The organism is Pseudomonas sp. R43(2017) (assembly GCF_002112345.1).
Lineage (GTDB): Bacteria > Pseudomonadota > Gammaproteobacteria > Pseudomonadales > Pseudomonadaceae > Aquipseudomonas > Aquipseudomonas kribbensis.
This window is the reverse complement of record NZ_NEHJ01000010.1, coordinates 191,308-205,506: the sequence shown is the minus strand read 5'-3', so window position 1 is coordinate 205,506 and position 14,199 is coordinate 191,308. Positions and strand designations below refer to the sequence as shown.

General features: G+C 61.8%; 12 protein-coding genes. All 12 read right to left on the bottom strand.

The window, feature by feature from the left end; genetic code table 11:
- Positions 1-89: 89 nt before the first annotated feature.
- Positions 90-866: an SDR family oxidoreductase gene (locus CAG02_RS25920; protein WP_085712008.1), complete on the bottom strand. Its 777-nt coding sequence runs from the start codon at positions 864-866 to the stop codon at positions 90-92.
- Positions 863-2,074 carry an O-succinylhomoserine sulfhydrylase gene (locus tag CAG02_RS25915; protein WP_085712007.1) on the bottom strand — a complete coding sequence of 404 codons (1,212 nt, stop codon included), beginning with the start codon at positions 2,072-2,074 and terminating at the stop codon, positions 863-865. The genes CAG02_RS25920 and CAG02_RS25915 overlap by 4 nt, the downstream gene beginning before the upstream one ends.
- Before the next feature lie 81 nt (positions 2,075-2,155).
- Positions 2,156-3,661 (bottom strand): amidophosphoribosyltransferase, encoded by a 1,506-nt coding sequence (purF, locus tag CAG02_RS25910; protein ID WP_007956466.1) that lies wholly within the window; start codon positions 3,659-3,661, stop codon positions 2,156-2,158.
- 41 nt (positions 3,662-3,702) lie between these two features.
- Positions 3,703-4,263: a CvpA family protein gene (locus tag CAG02_RS25905; RefSeq protein ID WP_007956464.1), complete on the bottom strand. Its 561-nt coding sequence runs from the start codon at positions 4,261-4,263 to the stop codon at positions 3,703-3,705.
- 98 nt (positions 4,264-4,361) lie between these two features.
- Entirely contained in the window at positions 4,362-5,024 is a 663-nt protein-coding gene (locus CAG02_RS25900; protein WP_085712006.1) for an SPOR domain-containing protein, read from the bottom strand.
- Positions 5,008-6,315 carry a bifunctional tetrahydrofolate synthase/dihydrofolate synthase gene (gene folC / locus CAG02_RS25895; protein ID WP_085712005.1) on the bottom strand — a complete coding sequence of 436 codons (1,308 nt, stop codon included), beginning with the start codon at positions 6,313-6,315 and terminating at the stop codon, positions 5,008-5,010. The genes CAG02_RS25900 and folC overlap by 17 nt, the downstream gene beginning before the upstream one ends.
- A complete protein-coding gene (accD, locus tag CAG02_RS25890; RefSeq protein ID WP_085712004.1) occupies positions 6,312-7,232 on the bottom strand; it encodes an acetyl-CoA carboxylase, carboxyltransferase subunit beta in 921 nt (306 codons plus the stop codon). The genes folC and accD overlap by 4 nt, the downstream gene beginning before the upstream one ends.
- A 191-nt stretch (positions 7,233-7,423) precedes the next feature.
- The gene (locus CAG02_RS25885; RefSeq protein ID WP_085712003.1) at positions 7,424-8,038 is read right to left on the bottom strand and encodes a phosphoribosylanthranilate isomerase; all 615 of its coding nucleotides are present in this window, start codon (positions 8,036-8,038) and stop codon (positions 7,424-7,426) included.
- A 64-nt stretch (positions 8,039-8,102) separates the two neighbouring features.
- Positions 8,103-8,927 carry a tRNA pseudouridine(38-40) synthase TruA gene (gene truA, locus CAG02_RS25880; RefSeq protein ID WP_085712002.1) on the bottom strand — a complete coding sequence of 275 codons (825 nt, stop codon included), beginning with the start codon at positions 8,925-8,927 and terminating at the stop codon, positions 8,103-8,105.
- Between the two features lie 151 nt (positions 8,928-9,078).
- Positions 9,079-11,730 (bottom strand): FimV/HubP family polar landmark protein, encoded by a 2,652-nt coding sequence (locus CAG02_RS25875; RefSeq protein WP_085712001.1) that lies wholly within the window; start codon positions 11,728-11,730, stop codon positions 9,079-9,081.
- 209 nt (positions 11,731-11,939) lie between these two features.
- A complete protein-coding gene (locus CAG02_RS25870; RefSeq protein ID WP_085712000.1) occupies positions 11,940-12,950 on the bottom strand; it encodes an aspartate-semialdehyde dehydrogenase in 1,011 nt (336 codons plus the stop codon).
- Between the two features lie 112 nt (positions 12,951-13,062).
- On the bottom strand, positions 13,063-14,175 hold the full coding sequence (asd, locus tag CAG02_RS25865; protein WP_011333354.1) for an aspartate-semialdehyde dehydrogenase: 1,113 nt from the start codon (positions 14,173-14,175) through the stop codon (positions 13,063-13,065).
- Between the last annotated feature and the right edge of the window lie 24 nt (positions 14,176-14,199).

Below are 14,199 nucleotides of genomic sequence, written 5' to 3'. Positions count from 1 at the left end.
TTTGCATCTCCGAGGCCGCGAAATTTACGCAGGTAGCGAACCTAAGTCAATAGCAGGATTGAAGTTTTTCTCAAAAAGACAAAAACATGTCATTCCGAGTAGATCATCTTCTTGGTCATACCGCCGTCGACCACGAATTCCTGCCCCGTCACAAACCCGGCATTCTTCGACAGCAGCCACGCCACCATCGCCGCCACATCCTCGACTGTCCCTACCCTGCCCGCTGGATGCTGGGCATGATCGGTATCGGTCAGCGGTTCAGCGCGCCGTGCAGAAGGATCCCGCGCGTCGATCCAGCCTGGACTGACCGCATTGACCCGAATCTCCGGCCCGAGGCTGATTGCCAGCGCATGAGTCAACGCCAGCAAGCCGCCCTTGCTCGCCGCATAGGCTTCGGTATCAGGCTCTGACTGCGCCGCCCGGGTCGAGGCCAGATTGACGATTGCCCCGTTGTGCGCCCGCAGATACGGCGCACAATGCTTGGCCAGCAACATCGGCCCGCTGAGATTCACCGCCAGCACCCGGTTCCAGTAGGCCAGATCCAGGCTTTCCAGAGTGATGTTGTGCGGATCCGCCACGGCAGCGTTACATACCAACGCATCCAGACGACCGAACTGCCCCAGCACTTCAGCGACACCCAGCGCCACCTGGCTCTCATCTGCCACGTCCATGGCGATGAACCAGGCGTTCTCACCCAGCACTTTCGCCACTTTCGAGCCTCGCGCCCGATCCAGATCCGTCAGCACCACCTGCCAGCCTTCGCTGATCAGCCATGCTGCGATCCCCAGACCGATGCCGCGAGCGGCACCCGTGACCAGCGCAACGCGGCCATGGGTGCCCGTATTTGGCGTGGACAACTCGATCACAACGCCGCCAGACCGCGCGCCAGGTCGGCTTGCAGGTCAGCGACGTCTTCCAGGCCGACCGCGATGCGGATCAGGCTGTCACGAATCCCCGCCGCTTCACGCTCCTGCGGTGCCAGACGACCGTGGGACGTGGTGCTCGGGTGAGTGATGGTGGTTTTGCTGTCACCCAGGTTGGCAGTGATAGAAATCAAACGGGTCGCATCGATAAAGCGCCAGGCGCCCTCCTTGCCACCCTTCACCTCGAAACTGACGACCGCGCCAAAGCCCTTCTGCTGACGCTGGGCCAGCTCGTGCTGCGGATGGCTCTTCAGACCGGCGTAATGCACTTTCTCGATGCCGTCCTGTTGCTCCAGCCATTCGGCCAGTTGCTGGGCGTTGGCACAGTGCGCCTTCATCCGCAGATTCAGGGTTTCCAGGCCTTTGAGGAAGATCCAGGCGTTGAACGGGCTCAGGGTCGGTCCGGCAGTGCGCAGGAAGCCGACGATTTCTTTCATCTGCTCGCCGCGACCGGCCACCACGCCGCCCATGCAACGACCCTGGCCGTCGATGAATTTGGTGGCCGAGTGCACAACGATGTCTGCACCGAGCTTCAGCGGTTGCTGCAGCGCAGGCGTACAGAAGCAGTTGTCGACCACCAGCATCGCGCCCTTGGCGTGTGCGATTTCCGACAGCGCGGTGATATCCACCAGCTCAGCCAGCGGATTGGACGGCGACTCGACGAACAGCAACTTGGTGTTGGACTTGATCGCCGCATCCCAGGCCGACAGATCGGCCAGCGGCACGTAGTCGACTTCCACGCCGAAGCGCTTGAAGTACTTCTCGAACAGACTGATGGTCGAACCGAACACGCTGCGCGACACCAGCACATGATCGCCGGCGCTGCACAGGCTCATCACCACCGCCATGATTGCGGCCATGCCGGTCGCAGTGGCTACGGCCTGCTCAGCGCCTTCCAGCGCAGCAATGCGCTCTTCGAACGAGCGAACGGTCGGGTTGGTGTAACGCGAGTAAACGTTGCCCGGCACTTCCCCGGCAAACCGTGCAGCGGCGTCGGCGGCGGTACGGAACACGTAGCTGGAAGTGAAGAACATCGGATCACCGTGCTCGCCTTCCGGCGTACGGTGCTGACCGGCACGTACGGCCAGGGTATCGAACGCTACGCCTTCGAGGTCGCTGTCCAGCCGACCGGCATCCCATTCCTGACTCATGCTGTCACTCCTTGCCCTGTTCTCGATAAATAAAAAGTCTTTTGCCAGATACAAAACCGGCCCCTAAGGGCCGGTTGAAACTCAGTTGTTGTACAGATCGATGATCGCACTGACCGCCTGGGTCTTGACCTTCGAGGCATCGTTGCGTGCCTGTTCGATCTTGTTCAGGTAAGCCTCGTCGACGTCGCCGGTGACGTACTTGCCGTCGAACACCGCGCAGTCGAAGTTTTCGATCTTGATCTTGCCGCCACCGACCGCTTCGATCAAGTCAGGCAGGTCCTGATAGATCAGCCAGTCAGCGCCGATCAGGTCAGCGACATCCTGAGTCGAACGATTGTGTGCGATCAACTCGTGAGCGCTCGGCATGTCGATGCCATACACGTTCGGGAAGCGCACAGCCGGAGCGGCCGAGCAGAAGTAGACGTTTTTCGCGCCGGCTTCGCGAGCCATCTGGATGATCTGCTTGCAGGTGGTACCGCGAACGATCGAGTCGTCCACCAGCATCACGTTCTTGCCGCGGAACTCCAGCTCGATGGCGTTGAGCTTCTGGCGTACCGATTTCTTGCGCGCGGCCTGGCCGGGCATGATGAAGGTACGGCCGATGTAACGGTTTTTGACGAAGCCTTCGCGGAATTTCACGCCCAGATGGTTCGCCAGTTCCAGTGCCGCAGTGCGGCTGGTGTCCGGAATCGGGATGACCACGTCGATGTCGTGCTCTGGACGCTCGCGCAGGATCTTCTCGGCCAGTTTCTCACCCATGCGCAGACGGGCCTTGTAGACCGAAACGCCGTCGATGATCGAATCCGGACGCGCCAGGTAGACGTGTTCGAAGATGCATGGGGTCAGGGACGGGTTGGTCGCGCACTGACGGGTGTGCAGCTTGCCGTCTTCAGTGATGTAGACCGCTTCGCCCGGCGCCAGGTCGCGAATCAGGGTGAAGCCGAGCACGTCCAGCGAAACGCTTTCGGACGCGATCATGTACTCGACGCCTTCGTCGGTGTGACGCTGGCCGAACACGATCGGACGGATGCCGTGCGGGTCACGGAAACCGACGATGCCGTAACCGGTCACCATCGCCACGACGGCGTAACCACCGACACAACGGTTGTGCACGTCGGTTACGGCGGCAAACACGTCTTCTTCGGTCGGTTGCAGTTTGCCGCGCTGGGCCAGCTCGTGGGCGAACACGTTCAGCAGCACTTCCGAGTCGGAACTGGTGTTGACGTGACGCAGATCGGATTCGTAGATCTCTTTGGCCAACTGTTCAACGTTGGTCAGGTTGCCGTTGTGCGCCAGGGTGATGCCGTACGGAGAGTTGACGTAGAACGGCTGGGCCTCGGCCGAGGTCGAGCTGCCGGCAGTCGGGTAACGGACGTGGCCGATACCCATGTGGCCGACCAGGCGCTGCATGTGACGCTGCTGGAACACGTCACGCACCAGGCCATTGTCCTTGCGCAAGAACAACCGGCCATCATGGCTGGTCACGATACCGGCAGCGTCCTGGCCGCGGTGCTGGAGCACGGTTAGCGCGTCATACAGCGCCTGATTGACGTTCGACTTACCGACGATACCGACGATGCCACACATGCGACGCAACCCCTACTTAATGGATCTGAACTGAACAACACTCACTGAGGCGTTTTGGCCGACGGCAAGAGTTGCTCCTTGAACGGAATATCAGCGGGTACGCTGATTCCGCTGGCAAGCCACTGACTGCTCCACCCGAGAATCAGGTTTTTGGACCAGTCGGCGACCAATAGAAACTTTGGCACGAGCTGTGATTCTTTCCACCACCCGTCCTGCTGTACCGGCCCCAGGCTCAACAGCCCGACCGCCACGACCACCAGCAACACGCCACGCGCAGCGCCGAAGGCCATGCCGAGGAATCGATCGGTCCCGGACAACCCGGTGACGCGAACCAACTCGCCGATAAGATAATTGATCATTGCGCCCACGATCAGTGTGGCGACAAACATGATGGCACAGCCCGTGATCACACGAGCCGATGGAGTTTGAATGTATCCGGCGAGGTACTCGGACAGTGAGCCACCGAACATCCAGGCAACCGCTCCTGCGATGATCCAGGTCACCAGCGATAGTGCTTCCTTGACGAAGCCGCGGCTCAAACTGATCAAAGCGGAGATGGCGATGATTGCAACGATCGCCCAGTCAACCCAGGTAAATGGCACAGTGCAGCCTACAGACGGATAAGGCGGCGCATTTTAGCAGAGCGCATGGCTGTCGGTAAGCTGCGATTGTCAGTGCATTTCAATCGAGGTGATAGTTTTCAGCCACGCTCGGGCTGGAAGCGCACCACAAACCCCTTGAGGTTCTGCTGGCGGCTCAACAGATCGCGCAAACGATCGGCTTCGGCACGCTCGATCAGCGGACCGACAAACACCCGGTTCTTGCCATCGGCGGAGCGGATGTAAGCGTTGTAACCCTGACTGCGCAGGGTTTTCTGCAGGCTTTCGGCGCTGGCGCGGCTCGACAGACTGGCCAGTTGCACCGACCAGCTTACCGACAGGCCGTTGGCATCGACGCGGCTCTGGGTGGTATCCGGCTTGGCAGACAGCGCAGCGATCGGCTGGGCCGGGGCTGCTGCAGGCTTGGTCACGGGTGCAGGTGCCGGAGCAACCGCAACCGGTTTGGCGACCGGGGCCGGGGCTGGAGCTGCAGGCGCAATCGGTGCCGCTGGCGCCGTTTGCTCGGCAACTTCGTAATCGCTCGGCACTGGTTCCTGAGGCAAAACCTGTGGCTCAGGCACCGCGACCGTCTCCATCTGGATCTGCGCCACGGCAGGTGCCTTCGGAGCAGCCGGCGCATCGACGGTCACCTGACGCTGTTCGTCCTGACGGGAAAACAGCATCGGCAGGAAAATCACCGCCAGCGCCACCAGCACCAGGGCACCGACCATGCGCTGTTTGTACGCTTTATCCAGCAAAGCCATTTGCCGCTTCCTCCGTGGAGCGCCGGGCCAGCCATTCAAGGGCCTCGGCGACACAATAAAATGATCCGAACAGCAAGATCTCGTCGTCGCTGGTGGCCACTGCGCACTGCCCTTCCAGGGCGGCCGCCACGCTGTCATAAGACGTGACCGAGGCGCCAAGGTTCTGCAATGCAACATTCAATTCAGCCACCGGACGCGCGCGCGGCGAGTCCAGTGGCGCCACCGCCCAATGCTGGACGCTGGCATTCAATTCACCAACCACACCGTCCAGATCCTTGTCCGCCAGCAGGCCGAACACCGCCAGGCGCTTGCCGACCGGCGGACGAGCCGCCAGACGTCGGGCCAGGTACTCCGCCGCGTGCGGGTTATGCCCGACATCCAGCAACAGGTTCAGGCGCTTGCCGTTCCACTGGAACGAGCGACGATCCAGACGACCAACCACGCGAGTCGCCTGCAAGGCCGCAACAATCTGTTGAGCATCCCAAGGCAGACCCAGCAGCAAATAAGCCTGCAACGCCAGCGCAGCGTTCTCCATCGGCAGATCGAGCAGTGGCAAATCCCGCAGCTCGACGACCTGACCGTCAGCACCGGTGCCGCGCCACTGCCAGAATTGATCAGTGATGCCGAGATCGAAATCCCGCCCACGCAGGAAGAACGGGCAAGCAAGCTCGCGCGCCTTGTCCAGCAAAGGTTGTGGAGGATTCAGATCGCCGCACAGCGCAGGTTTGCCCTGACGAAAAATCCCGGCCTTCTCGAAAGCCACGGATTCGCGGGTGTTGCCTAGGTAATCGGCATGATCGACACCAATGCTGGTGACCAGCGCGATGTCGGCATCGACCACGTTGACCGTGTCCAGACGCCCGCCCAGACCGACTTCCAGCACCACCGCATCAAGCCCGGCCTGTTGAAACAGCCAGAACGCCGCCAGGGTGCCCATTTCGAAGTAAGTCAGGGAAGTCTCGCCACGCCCGGCCTCGACCGCCGCGAAGGCTTCGCACAGCTGTGCATCAGTGGCTTCGACGCCATTGAGCTGCACCCGCTCGTTGTAACGCAGCAGGTGCGGGGAATTGTAGACACCAACACTCAGGCCCTGCGCCCGCAGCAGCGAAGCCACGAACGCGCAGGTCGAACCCTTGCCGTTGGTGCCAGTGACCGTAATCACCCGAGGCGCCGGCTGGCCCAGCCCCATGCGGGACGCTACCTGTTGCGAACGCTCCAGCCCCATGTCGATGGCCGAAGGATGCAACTGCTCAAGGTAGGCGAGCCACTCGCCAAGGGTGCGCTCGGTCATACGTTGGCAGGCACCGGCGGAACGACGATCGGCTCGATCGGCGCGGCAACGAAGGTCGGGGTCGGCTTGCCGGTCAGTTGCGCCAGCAGGTTGCCCAGGCGTGGACGCAGCTCGCGACGGTCAATGATCAGGTCGATTGCGCCGTGTTCCAGCAGGAACTCGCTGCGCTGGAAGCCTTCCGGCAGTTTTTCACGAACGGTCTGCTCGATCACACGCGGACCGGCGAAGCCGATCAGGGCTTTCGGCTCGCCGACGATCACGTCGCCGAGCATTGCCAGACTGGCGGAAACGCCGCCGTAGACCGGGTCGGTCAGTACGGAGATGAACGGAATGCCTTCTTCACGCAGACGTGCCAGCACCGCCGAGGTTTTGGCCATCTGCATCAGCGAGATCAGGGCTTCCTGCATCCGCGCGCCACCGGAGGCGGAGAAGCAGACCATCGGGCAACGGTTTTCCAGGGCGTAGTTGGCGGCGCGCACGAAGCGCTCACCGACGATGGCGCCCATGGAGCCACCCATGAAGCTGAATTCGAACGCCGAAACCACAACAGGCATGCCCAGCAGGGTGCCGCTCATGGAAACCAGAGCGTCTTTCTCGCCGGTCTGCTTCTGGGCAGCCACCAGACGATCCTTGTACTTCTTGCCGTCGCGGAATTTCAGACGGTCAACCGGCTCGAGATCGGCGCCCAGCTCAACACGACCTTCGGCATCCAGGAAGATGTCGATGCGCGCACGTGCGCCAATACGCATGTGGTGGTTGCACTTAGGGCAAACGTCCAGGGTCTTTTCCAGCTCCGGACGATACAGCACGGCCTCGCAGGACGGGCATTTGTGCCACAGGCCTTCAGGCACCGAGCTCTTCTTGACCTCCGAACGCATGATCGAAGGGATCAGCTTGTCTACCAACCAGTTGCTCATGCTTTCTTTCTCCAGTACCGGCGGCCCGAACGCTCTGGTTCGCGGCCCCGCGTATGCCCTTCAGCTAAATTCATGTGTGGCGATGGTTCATGGACTGCCGGGTCAGCGGAACTGACCTGCGTACAACCCGAAAAGACCCTCAGCCTCTTTTCTACAGAGCTGTGGACGGCGGCAGTCTGCCAGCCGTCACATCAACGTACGGCGTTGATGAACGCCCGAATCTTTGCGTGATCCTTGATGCCCTTGCTCGCCTCTACCCCGCCACTGACGTCCACGGCGTATGGCCGCACCCGGGCAATGGCGTCAGCGACGTTCTCCGGGGTCAGGCCGCCGGCCAGAATCAGCGGCTTGCTCAAACCCTGCGGAATCAATGACCAGTCGAACGCCTCACCGGTTCCACCGGGCACGCCTTCGACGTAGGTATCGAGCAGCACGCCACTGGCGCTCGGGTAGGCATCGCAAGCGGCGGCGATGTCATCGCCCGCCTTGACCCGCAGGGCCTTGATATATGGCCGGTGCCACCCTTCGCACTCGGCAGCGGTTTCATCACCATGAAATTGCAGCAGATCCAGCGGCACGGCATCGAGGATTTCGCCAAGCTCGCAACGACTGGCATTGACGAACAGCCCGACGGTGGTCACGAACGGCGGCAACGCAGCGATGATCGCCCGCGCCTGCTGCACAGTCACCGCACGTGGGCTTTTAGCGTAGAACACGAACCCGATGGCATCGGCCCCGGCCTCGACGGCTGCCAACGCATCTTCCATGCGGGTAATCCCGCAAATCTTGCTGCGAACGGCCGACATGTCGATAAAAACCTCAGGGCAAATCCGGGAAAGTCCCGGATGGTAACAAATGCATTCGAGGGCGTCAGCCGTCAAGTTCCGAGAAACCCGTAAGGAAATGTGGCCCGATGAAACGCTCGGGCAACGGGAACTCGTCGTGGTACTCGACCTGCACCAGATACAGCCCGAACGGATGCGCCGTGACCCCGCCGGAGCGACGCTCGCGGCTTTCCAGCACTTCCTTCATCCACTCCGGCGGCCGCTCGCCGGCACCGATCGTCATCAGCACCCCGGCGATATTGCGCACCATGTGGTGCAGGAAGGCGTTGGCGCGGATATCCAGCACGATCATTTTGCCGTGACGGGTCACGCGCAGATGGTGCATCTGCTTGATCGGCGACTTGGCCTGGCACTGGCCGGCACGGAAGGCGCTGAAATCATGAGTACCGATCAGGTACTGCGCAGCTTCGGCCATGCGCTCCACGTCCAGCGGACGGTGATTCCAGGTGATTTCTTCATTGAGATGCGCCGGGCGGATCTGATCGTTGTAGATCACGTAGCGATAGCGCCGGGCAATGGCCTTGAACCGCGCATGAAAGTGCGCAGGCATGACCTTCGCCCAACTGACACTGATGTCGTGGGGCAGATTGATGTTGGCGCCCATGACCCAGGCTTTCAGCGAGCGGTCGACCTGGGTGTCGAAATGTACGACCTGCCCGCAGGCATGCACGCCGGCATCGGTGCGCCCGGCGCACTGCAGCGAGATCGGCGAATTGGCGACCTTCGACAAGGCTTTTTCCAGGGTTTCCTGCACGGTGAGCACACCCGTGGACTGGCGCTGCCAGCCGCTGTAGCGCGAACCCTTGTACTCAACGCCCAGGGCGACGCGAAAAAAGCCTTCGGGGGCCATTTCGGCGGCCGGGTTATCTATGTTTGCCAAGTCGGTACAGCCTGCTGATCTACAAAGTCGGGCATTATAAGGCGGCGCACCGGGGATACCAGACCCAAACAAAAACGGCAGCCTTGATGGGCTGCCGTTTTGTTTACTGCCGAACGCTGACTCAGGCCAGGTGCGAAAGCATTTCCTTCGCTTCGCTCTTCTGCTTGTCGTCACCCTCGCTGAGCACTTCGTTGAGGATGTCGCGTGCGCCGTCGTTGTCACCCATGTCGATGTAGGCCTGGGCCAGATCGAGTTTGGTGGCGGCTTCGTCGGTACCGGCGAGGAAGTCGAAGTCCTCGTCGTTCAGATCACCGCCCAACGCTGCGTCGGCTTCGGTGAAGCTCGGCTCGTTGATGCTGCTCGACAGGCGATCCAGCTCGGCATTGACGTCGTCCAGCTCGGCGGCGAAAGCGTCCGGTTCGGCCGGGGTCGCATCCATCTCGTCCGCCAGGGACAGATCAAAATCGGCTGGCAGCTCCAGATCGTCCAGAGGGGCTTCAGCCACCACTGGCGGCTCGACCGGCGGCAGATCCTTCACGCTCTCGTCGAGATCCAGCAGGAAATCGTCGTCAGCCAGTTCAACCGGCACAGGCGCAGGATCGGCACCGAGATCCAGGTCCAGATCGAAGTCAGACAGGTCGTCGAGGTTTTCCTTGATTTCGGTCTGCTGCTGCAGCACCGACTCGAAGCTCAGGTCGTCATCGGCCGGGAATTCGTCCAGCTCGACCGGCGCTTCAGGTTCGACAGCAGCCACCGGTGCAACAGGCTCCACCGGTTTGATGTTGTCAAGATCATCCAGGCTCAGGTCAAAAGCGCTGTCCAGATCGTCGTCCGCCTTGGCGGCAGGCGCTTCTGGCTCATCAAGCAGCAGTTCCTTGACGTAATCCTCGTCCAGCTCTGCCGCAATGGCCGCTGCCGCCAGACCGGCAGCCGCAACGACCGCCATGGCCGGGAAGCGGCTTTTCAGCTCTTCGACCTTGGCGAAGTTATCGCCATTGGCGACCAGTTGGCGCTCCTGACCGACGAAGGCATCACGATCACCCTGGCGACCGTAGACTTCCATCAGTTTCAGGCGCAGATCACTGCGCTGCGGTTCCAGGCTGACGCCCTCCTCCAGCAACGCTGCTGCCTGATTCAGACGACCACCATCGATGTGCGACTGTGCCTTGTCCAGCACGTCATCGGAGCGCTCGGCTGCCGGGGCTACCAGTGGCGCGGCGATCGGCTCGGCCATCACCACCGGAGCCACCACAGGGGCAGGTGCCGGTGCAGGCGCAGGCGCAGGCGTGAGCTTGACGCTTGCCGCCGGCACTTCCAGGCCTTCGAAGCTGTCTTCCGGCAGATCGAGCTCAGGCGAGAACGACTGTTCTTCCAGGGCACGGGCCATGCGCAGATGTTTCTCGGCTTCCTGTTGCGCCTTGCGACGACGAGCCAGCAGCAACAGCAGAAGCAGGAACACCACCGCACCACCACCGACCAGACCCAGCAGGATCGGGTTGGTCAGCAGCTCGTTGAAGGTCTTGTCTTCGTCGGCAGCAGGCTTCGGCTCGACCACCGGCTCAACCGGTGCCGGAGCGGCGGCTTCGGGCGCAGGTGCGGCAGGTGCAGCCTCGGCCGGAGTCGCCGGTGGAGTCGCAGCCAGTTCCGCAGTAATGGCCGGAACCGGCGCAACGGCTGGCGCAGCCGCGTCAGCTGCCGGCGCCGGGGCTGCGCCCGGGCCTTCAGCCTGCATTTTCGCCAGTTGATTGTTCTTCAGCTCGATCAGACGTTGCAGTTTATCCAGCTGGCTTTGCAGATCAGCCATGCGGCTCTTCAGTTCTGCGTTGTCACGACGGGTCGTGTCGAGACTTTCCTGAGTCACCGCCAGCTTGTTGCTCAGCGCCTTGGCATCGCCAGCCGGCCCCTTGCCGCTAGCCTTGCCGCTTTCGGCGGAAACGAGACTCAGGTTGTCCTTGGCATTCTGTGCAGCGCCGGCATTGGCGCGGCCACGCTTGGTGGCATCCAGTTGCTGCTGACCGGTGCCTGGCTTGGCTACATAACGACGCCCCTGACGCCAAGCCTCGTTTTGTGCGGCCACTTCGGCAATCGCTTTCGACTGCGGCAGCGCAGTGCTTTGCACCTGATCCGGCAGACGCAACACCTGACCGGTTTTCAGGCGGTTGATGTTGCCGTCGATGAATGCGTCAGGGTTCAGAGCCTGAATCGCCAGCATGGTCTGCTGGATCGAACCGCCAGTGCGCGCCTTGGCTGCGATTTCCCACAGAGTGTCGCGCGGCGTGGTGGTGTGGCTCGGATGCGTTGCACCCGTGGTCGGCGCGGTGATGGTTTGTGCCGGCGCTGGCTGAGCAGCGGCATCAGCGGTCTGCGGCGAGAACTTCGACGGATCCAGCAGCACGCTGTAATCGCGCAGCAGGCGACCGTTCGGCCACATCACCTGCACGAGGAATTTCACCATCGGTTCCGACAGCGGCTTGCTCGAGGTTACGCGCAGCACGCTTTTGCCGCTGGCGTTGAGCACCGGGGTGAAGGTCAGATCATTGAGGAAGGCCTGGCGATCGACGCCGGCCTTGGCGAAATCTTCCGGCGAGGCCAGGCTCGGCACCACTTCGGCAGCGGTGAGATCCTTGACATCGAGCAGCTCGATTTCCGCCACCAGCGGCTGGTTCAGGGTCGACTTCAGGGTCAGCTCCCCGAGCCCGAGGGCATGCGCCATACCGGAGGACAGCGCCGAGGCGGCCGCTATTGCTAACACCAGTTTGCGAACTTGAACCATAGCCTCTTCCTTTGTTTGAACGTTCCTCGGCCAGCGAGAAGATGTTGATTGTCGCTGCCGTAAGGCATTGCGCGCGACGACGACAGCATGCCGCGCGCGATCATTTCTTTGATGCCCCGGAAAGTCCCGGAGGGTATTACGTCATCAAGCGGTCTGGCCAAGCATAGCGCCCGGCTAGAATCAGTCGACAAATTGTTGCCAAGTATCTTTTACAGCAGGTCTTTTATCAACAACTCGGCCACTTGCACCGCGTTGAGCGCCGCACCTTTGCGTACGTTATCTGACGTCAGCCACAGATTAAGTTCCGACGGCTCGTCGACACCGGCGCGAACCCGCCCGACATAGACCACGTCCTGCCCCACCGCGTCACCGACCGCGGTCGGGTAATCGCCGGCCTCGACCAGCTCGATCCCCTCGGCGTCTTCAAGCGCGGCATTGACCTTTTCCAGGTCGACCGCGCTCGCTGACTGCAAGGTCACGCTAAAGCTATCGCCAAAAAACACCGGGGCTTGAACGCAAGTTGCGGAAATCTTTAATGAAGGTTTGGCCAGCACCTGACGCAGCTCGCGCACCAGACGTTTTTCCAGCAGCGTATGGCCGTGCGCATCCGGCGTACCGACCTGAGCCAACAGGTTGAACGCCATCTGCCGATCGAAGAATGTCTGCTCCAGCGGACGCATGTTCAGCAGCTCCGTCGTCTGGCGAGCCAGCTCGGCAACCGCCTCACGGCCCTGGGCGGAAACGGCCAGATTGGCGGTGACATGCACATATTGCAGATCGACCAGATCGAGCAACGGCGCCAGCACCACCGCCAGCGTGGCGGCCGACGGGCTCGGGCTGCTGACCTGGAACGGCACTTTCATACTCGCCAGTACAGCGGCGTTGGCCTCCGGCACCACTTGCGGCGCCTGATCCGCCGGCAAGGCGCCGGACAGATCGACCAGCGAGCAACCCGCCGCATGGGCGCGAGCCGCGTAGCTCAGGGTGATCGCCGGGCCGGCGGCAAAGAACGCCAGCTTGACCTTGCTGAAATCGAACTCGTCGACTTCGCGCACGCGCACGTTCTTGTTGCGAAACAGCACCGAGCTGCCGGCGGATTCGCTGCTGGCCAGCAAGTGCAGGTTGCCGACCGGGAAGTCGCGCTCCTCGAGAATCTGCACAAGGGTTTCGCCGACAATACCGGTGGCGCCGATCACGGCAATATCAATGGGCTGGCTCATGGTGCGACCTCTGGTGGAACGGGGGGAGCGGCACTTTACCGGGTGGCTGCCAGACAGGCAAAAAAAACCCGCGCCTCTTGCAAGGCACGGGTTCGTTCATTGCTTCAAGCGATCAACGCTCCAGCAGGATCCGCAGCATGCGGCGCAGCGGCTCGGCCGCGCCCCACAGCAACTGGTCGCCGACGGTGAACGCGCCAACGAATTGCGAACCCATGTTCAGCTTGCGCAGACGACCGACCGGTACGTTCAGGGTGCCGGTGACTTTCGTCGGGCTCAGCTCCTGCATGCTGATTTCACGGTTGTTCGGCACCAGCTTGACCCATGGGTTGTGCTGACTGATCAGCCCTTCGATGTCGGCGATCGGCACGTCTTTGTTCAGCTTGATGGTCAGCGCCTGGCTGTGGCAACGCATGGCGCCGATGCGCACGCAGATGCCGTCGACCGGGATCGGGCTCTTGAAGCGGCCGAGGATCTTGTTGGTCTCGGCCTGGGCCTTCCACTCTTCGCGGCTCTGGCCGTTCGGCAGTTCCTTGTCGATCCACGGGATCAGGCTGCCGGCCAGAGGTACACCGAAGTTTTCGGTCGGGTAAGCGTCGCTGCGCATGGCTTCGGCCACACGACGGTCGATGTCGAGGATCGCGCTGGCCGGATCGGCCAGTTGATCGGCGACAGCGGCGTGGGTCGCGCCCATCTGCTTGATCAGTTCACGCATGTTCTGCGCGCCGGCACCGGAGGCCGCCTGATAGGTCATGGCGCTCATCCACTCGACCAGACCGGCCTCGAACAGACCGCCCAGGCCCATCAGCATCAGGCTGACGGTGCAGTTGCCGCCGATGTAGTTCTTGGTGCCCGCATCGAGCTGCTGGTCGATGACCTTGCGGTTGACCGGGTCGAGGATGATGACGGCGTCGTCGTTCATCCGCAGGCTCGAGGCCGCGTCGATCCAGTAACCCTGCCAGCCGGCTTCGCGCAGCTTCGGGAACACTTCGCTGGTGTAGTCGCCGCCCTGGCAGGTCAGGATCACGTCGAGGGTCTTCAGCTCTTCAATGCTGTAAGCGTCCTTGAGCGGAGCAATGTCCTTGCCCACGGACGGGCCTTGGCCACCGACATTGGAAGTGGTGAAAAACACCGGCTCGATAAGATCGAAATCCTGCTCTTCCAGCATCCGCTGCATGAGCACGGAACCGACCATACCGCGCCAACCGATCAGACCTACACGTTTCATCGCAACTACACCTTCTTGAAAAGT

Excerpts from the sequence above, each read along its gene's own strand:
- truA (WP_085712002.1), bottom strand. The coding sequence starts at position 8,927 with ATGGCCCCCGAAGGCTTTTTTCGCGTCGCCCTGGGCGTTGAGTACAAG.
- purF (WP_007956466.1), bottom strand. The coding sequence starts at position 3,661 with ATGTGTGGCATCGTCGGTATCGTCGGTAAGTCGAACGTCAATCAGGCG.
- CAG02_RS25885 (WP_085712003.1), bottom strand. The coding sequence starts at position 8,038 with ATGTCGGCCGTTCGCAGCAAGATTTGCGGGATTACCCGCATGGAAGAT.
- accD (WP_085712004.1), bottom strand. The coding sequence starts at position 7,232 with ATGAGCAACTGGTTGGTAGACAAGCTGATCCCTTCGATCATGCGTTCG.
- CAG02_RS25915 (WP_085712007.1), bottom strand. The coding sequence starts at position 2,074 with ATGAGTCAGGAATGGGATGCCGGTCGGCTGGACAGCGACCTCGAAGGC.
- asd (WP_011333354.1), bottom strand. The coding sequence starts at position 14,175 with ATGAAACGTGTAGGTCTGATCGGTTGGCGCGGTATGGTCGGTTCCGTG.
- CAG02_RS25875 (WP_085712001.1), bottom strand. The coding sequence starts at position 11,730 with ATGGTTCAAGTTCGCAAACTGGTGTTAGCAATAGCGGCCGCCTCGGCG.
- CAG02_RS25870 (WP_085712000.1), bottom strand. The coding sequence starts at position 12,950 with ATGAGCCAGCCCATTGATATTGCCGTGATCGGCGCCACCGGTATTGTC.
- CAG02_RS25900 (WP_085712006.1), bottom strand. The coding sequence starts at position 5,024 with ATGGCTTTGCTGGATAAAGCGTACAAACAGCGCATGGTCGGTGCCCTG.
- folC (WP_085712005.1), bottom strand. The coding sequence starts at position 6,315 with ATGACCGAGCGCACCCTTGGCGAGTGGCTCGCCTACCTTGAGCAGTTG.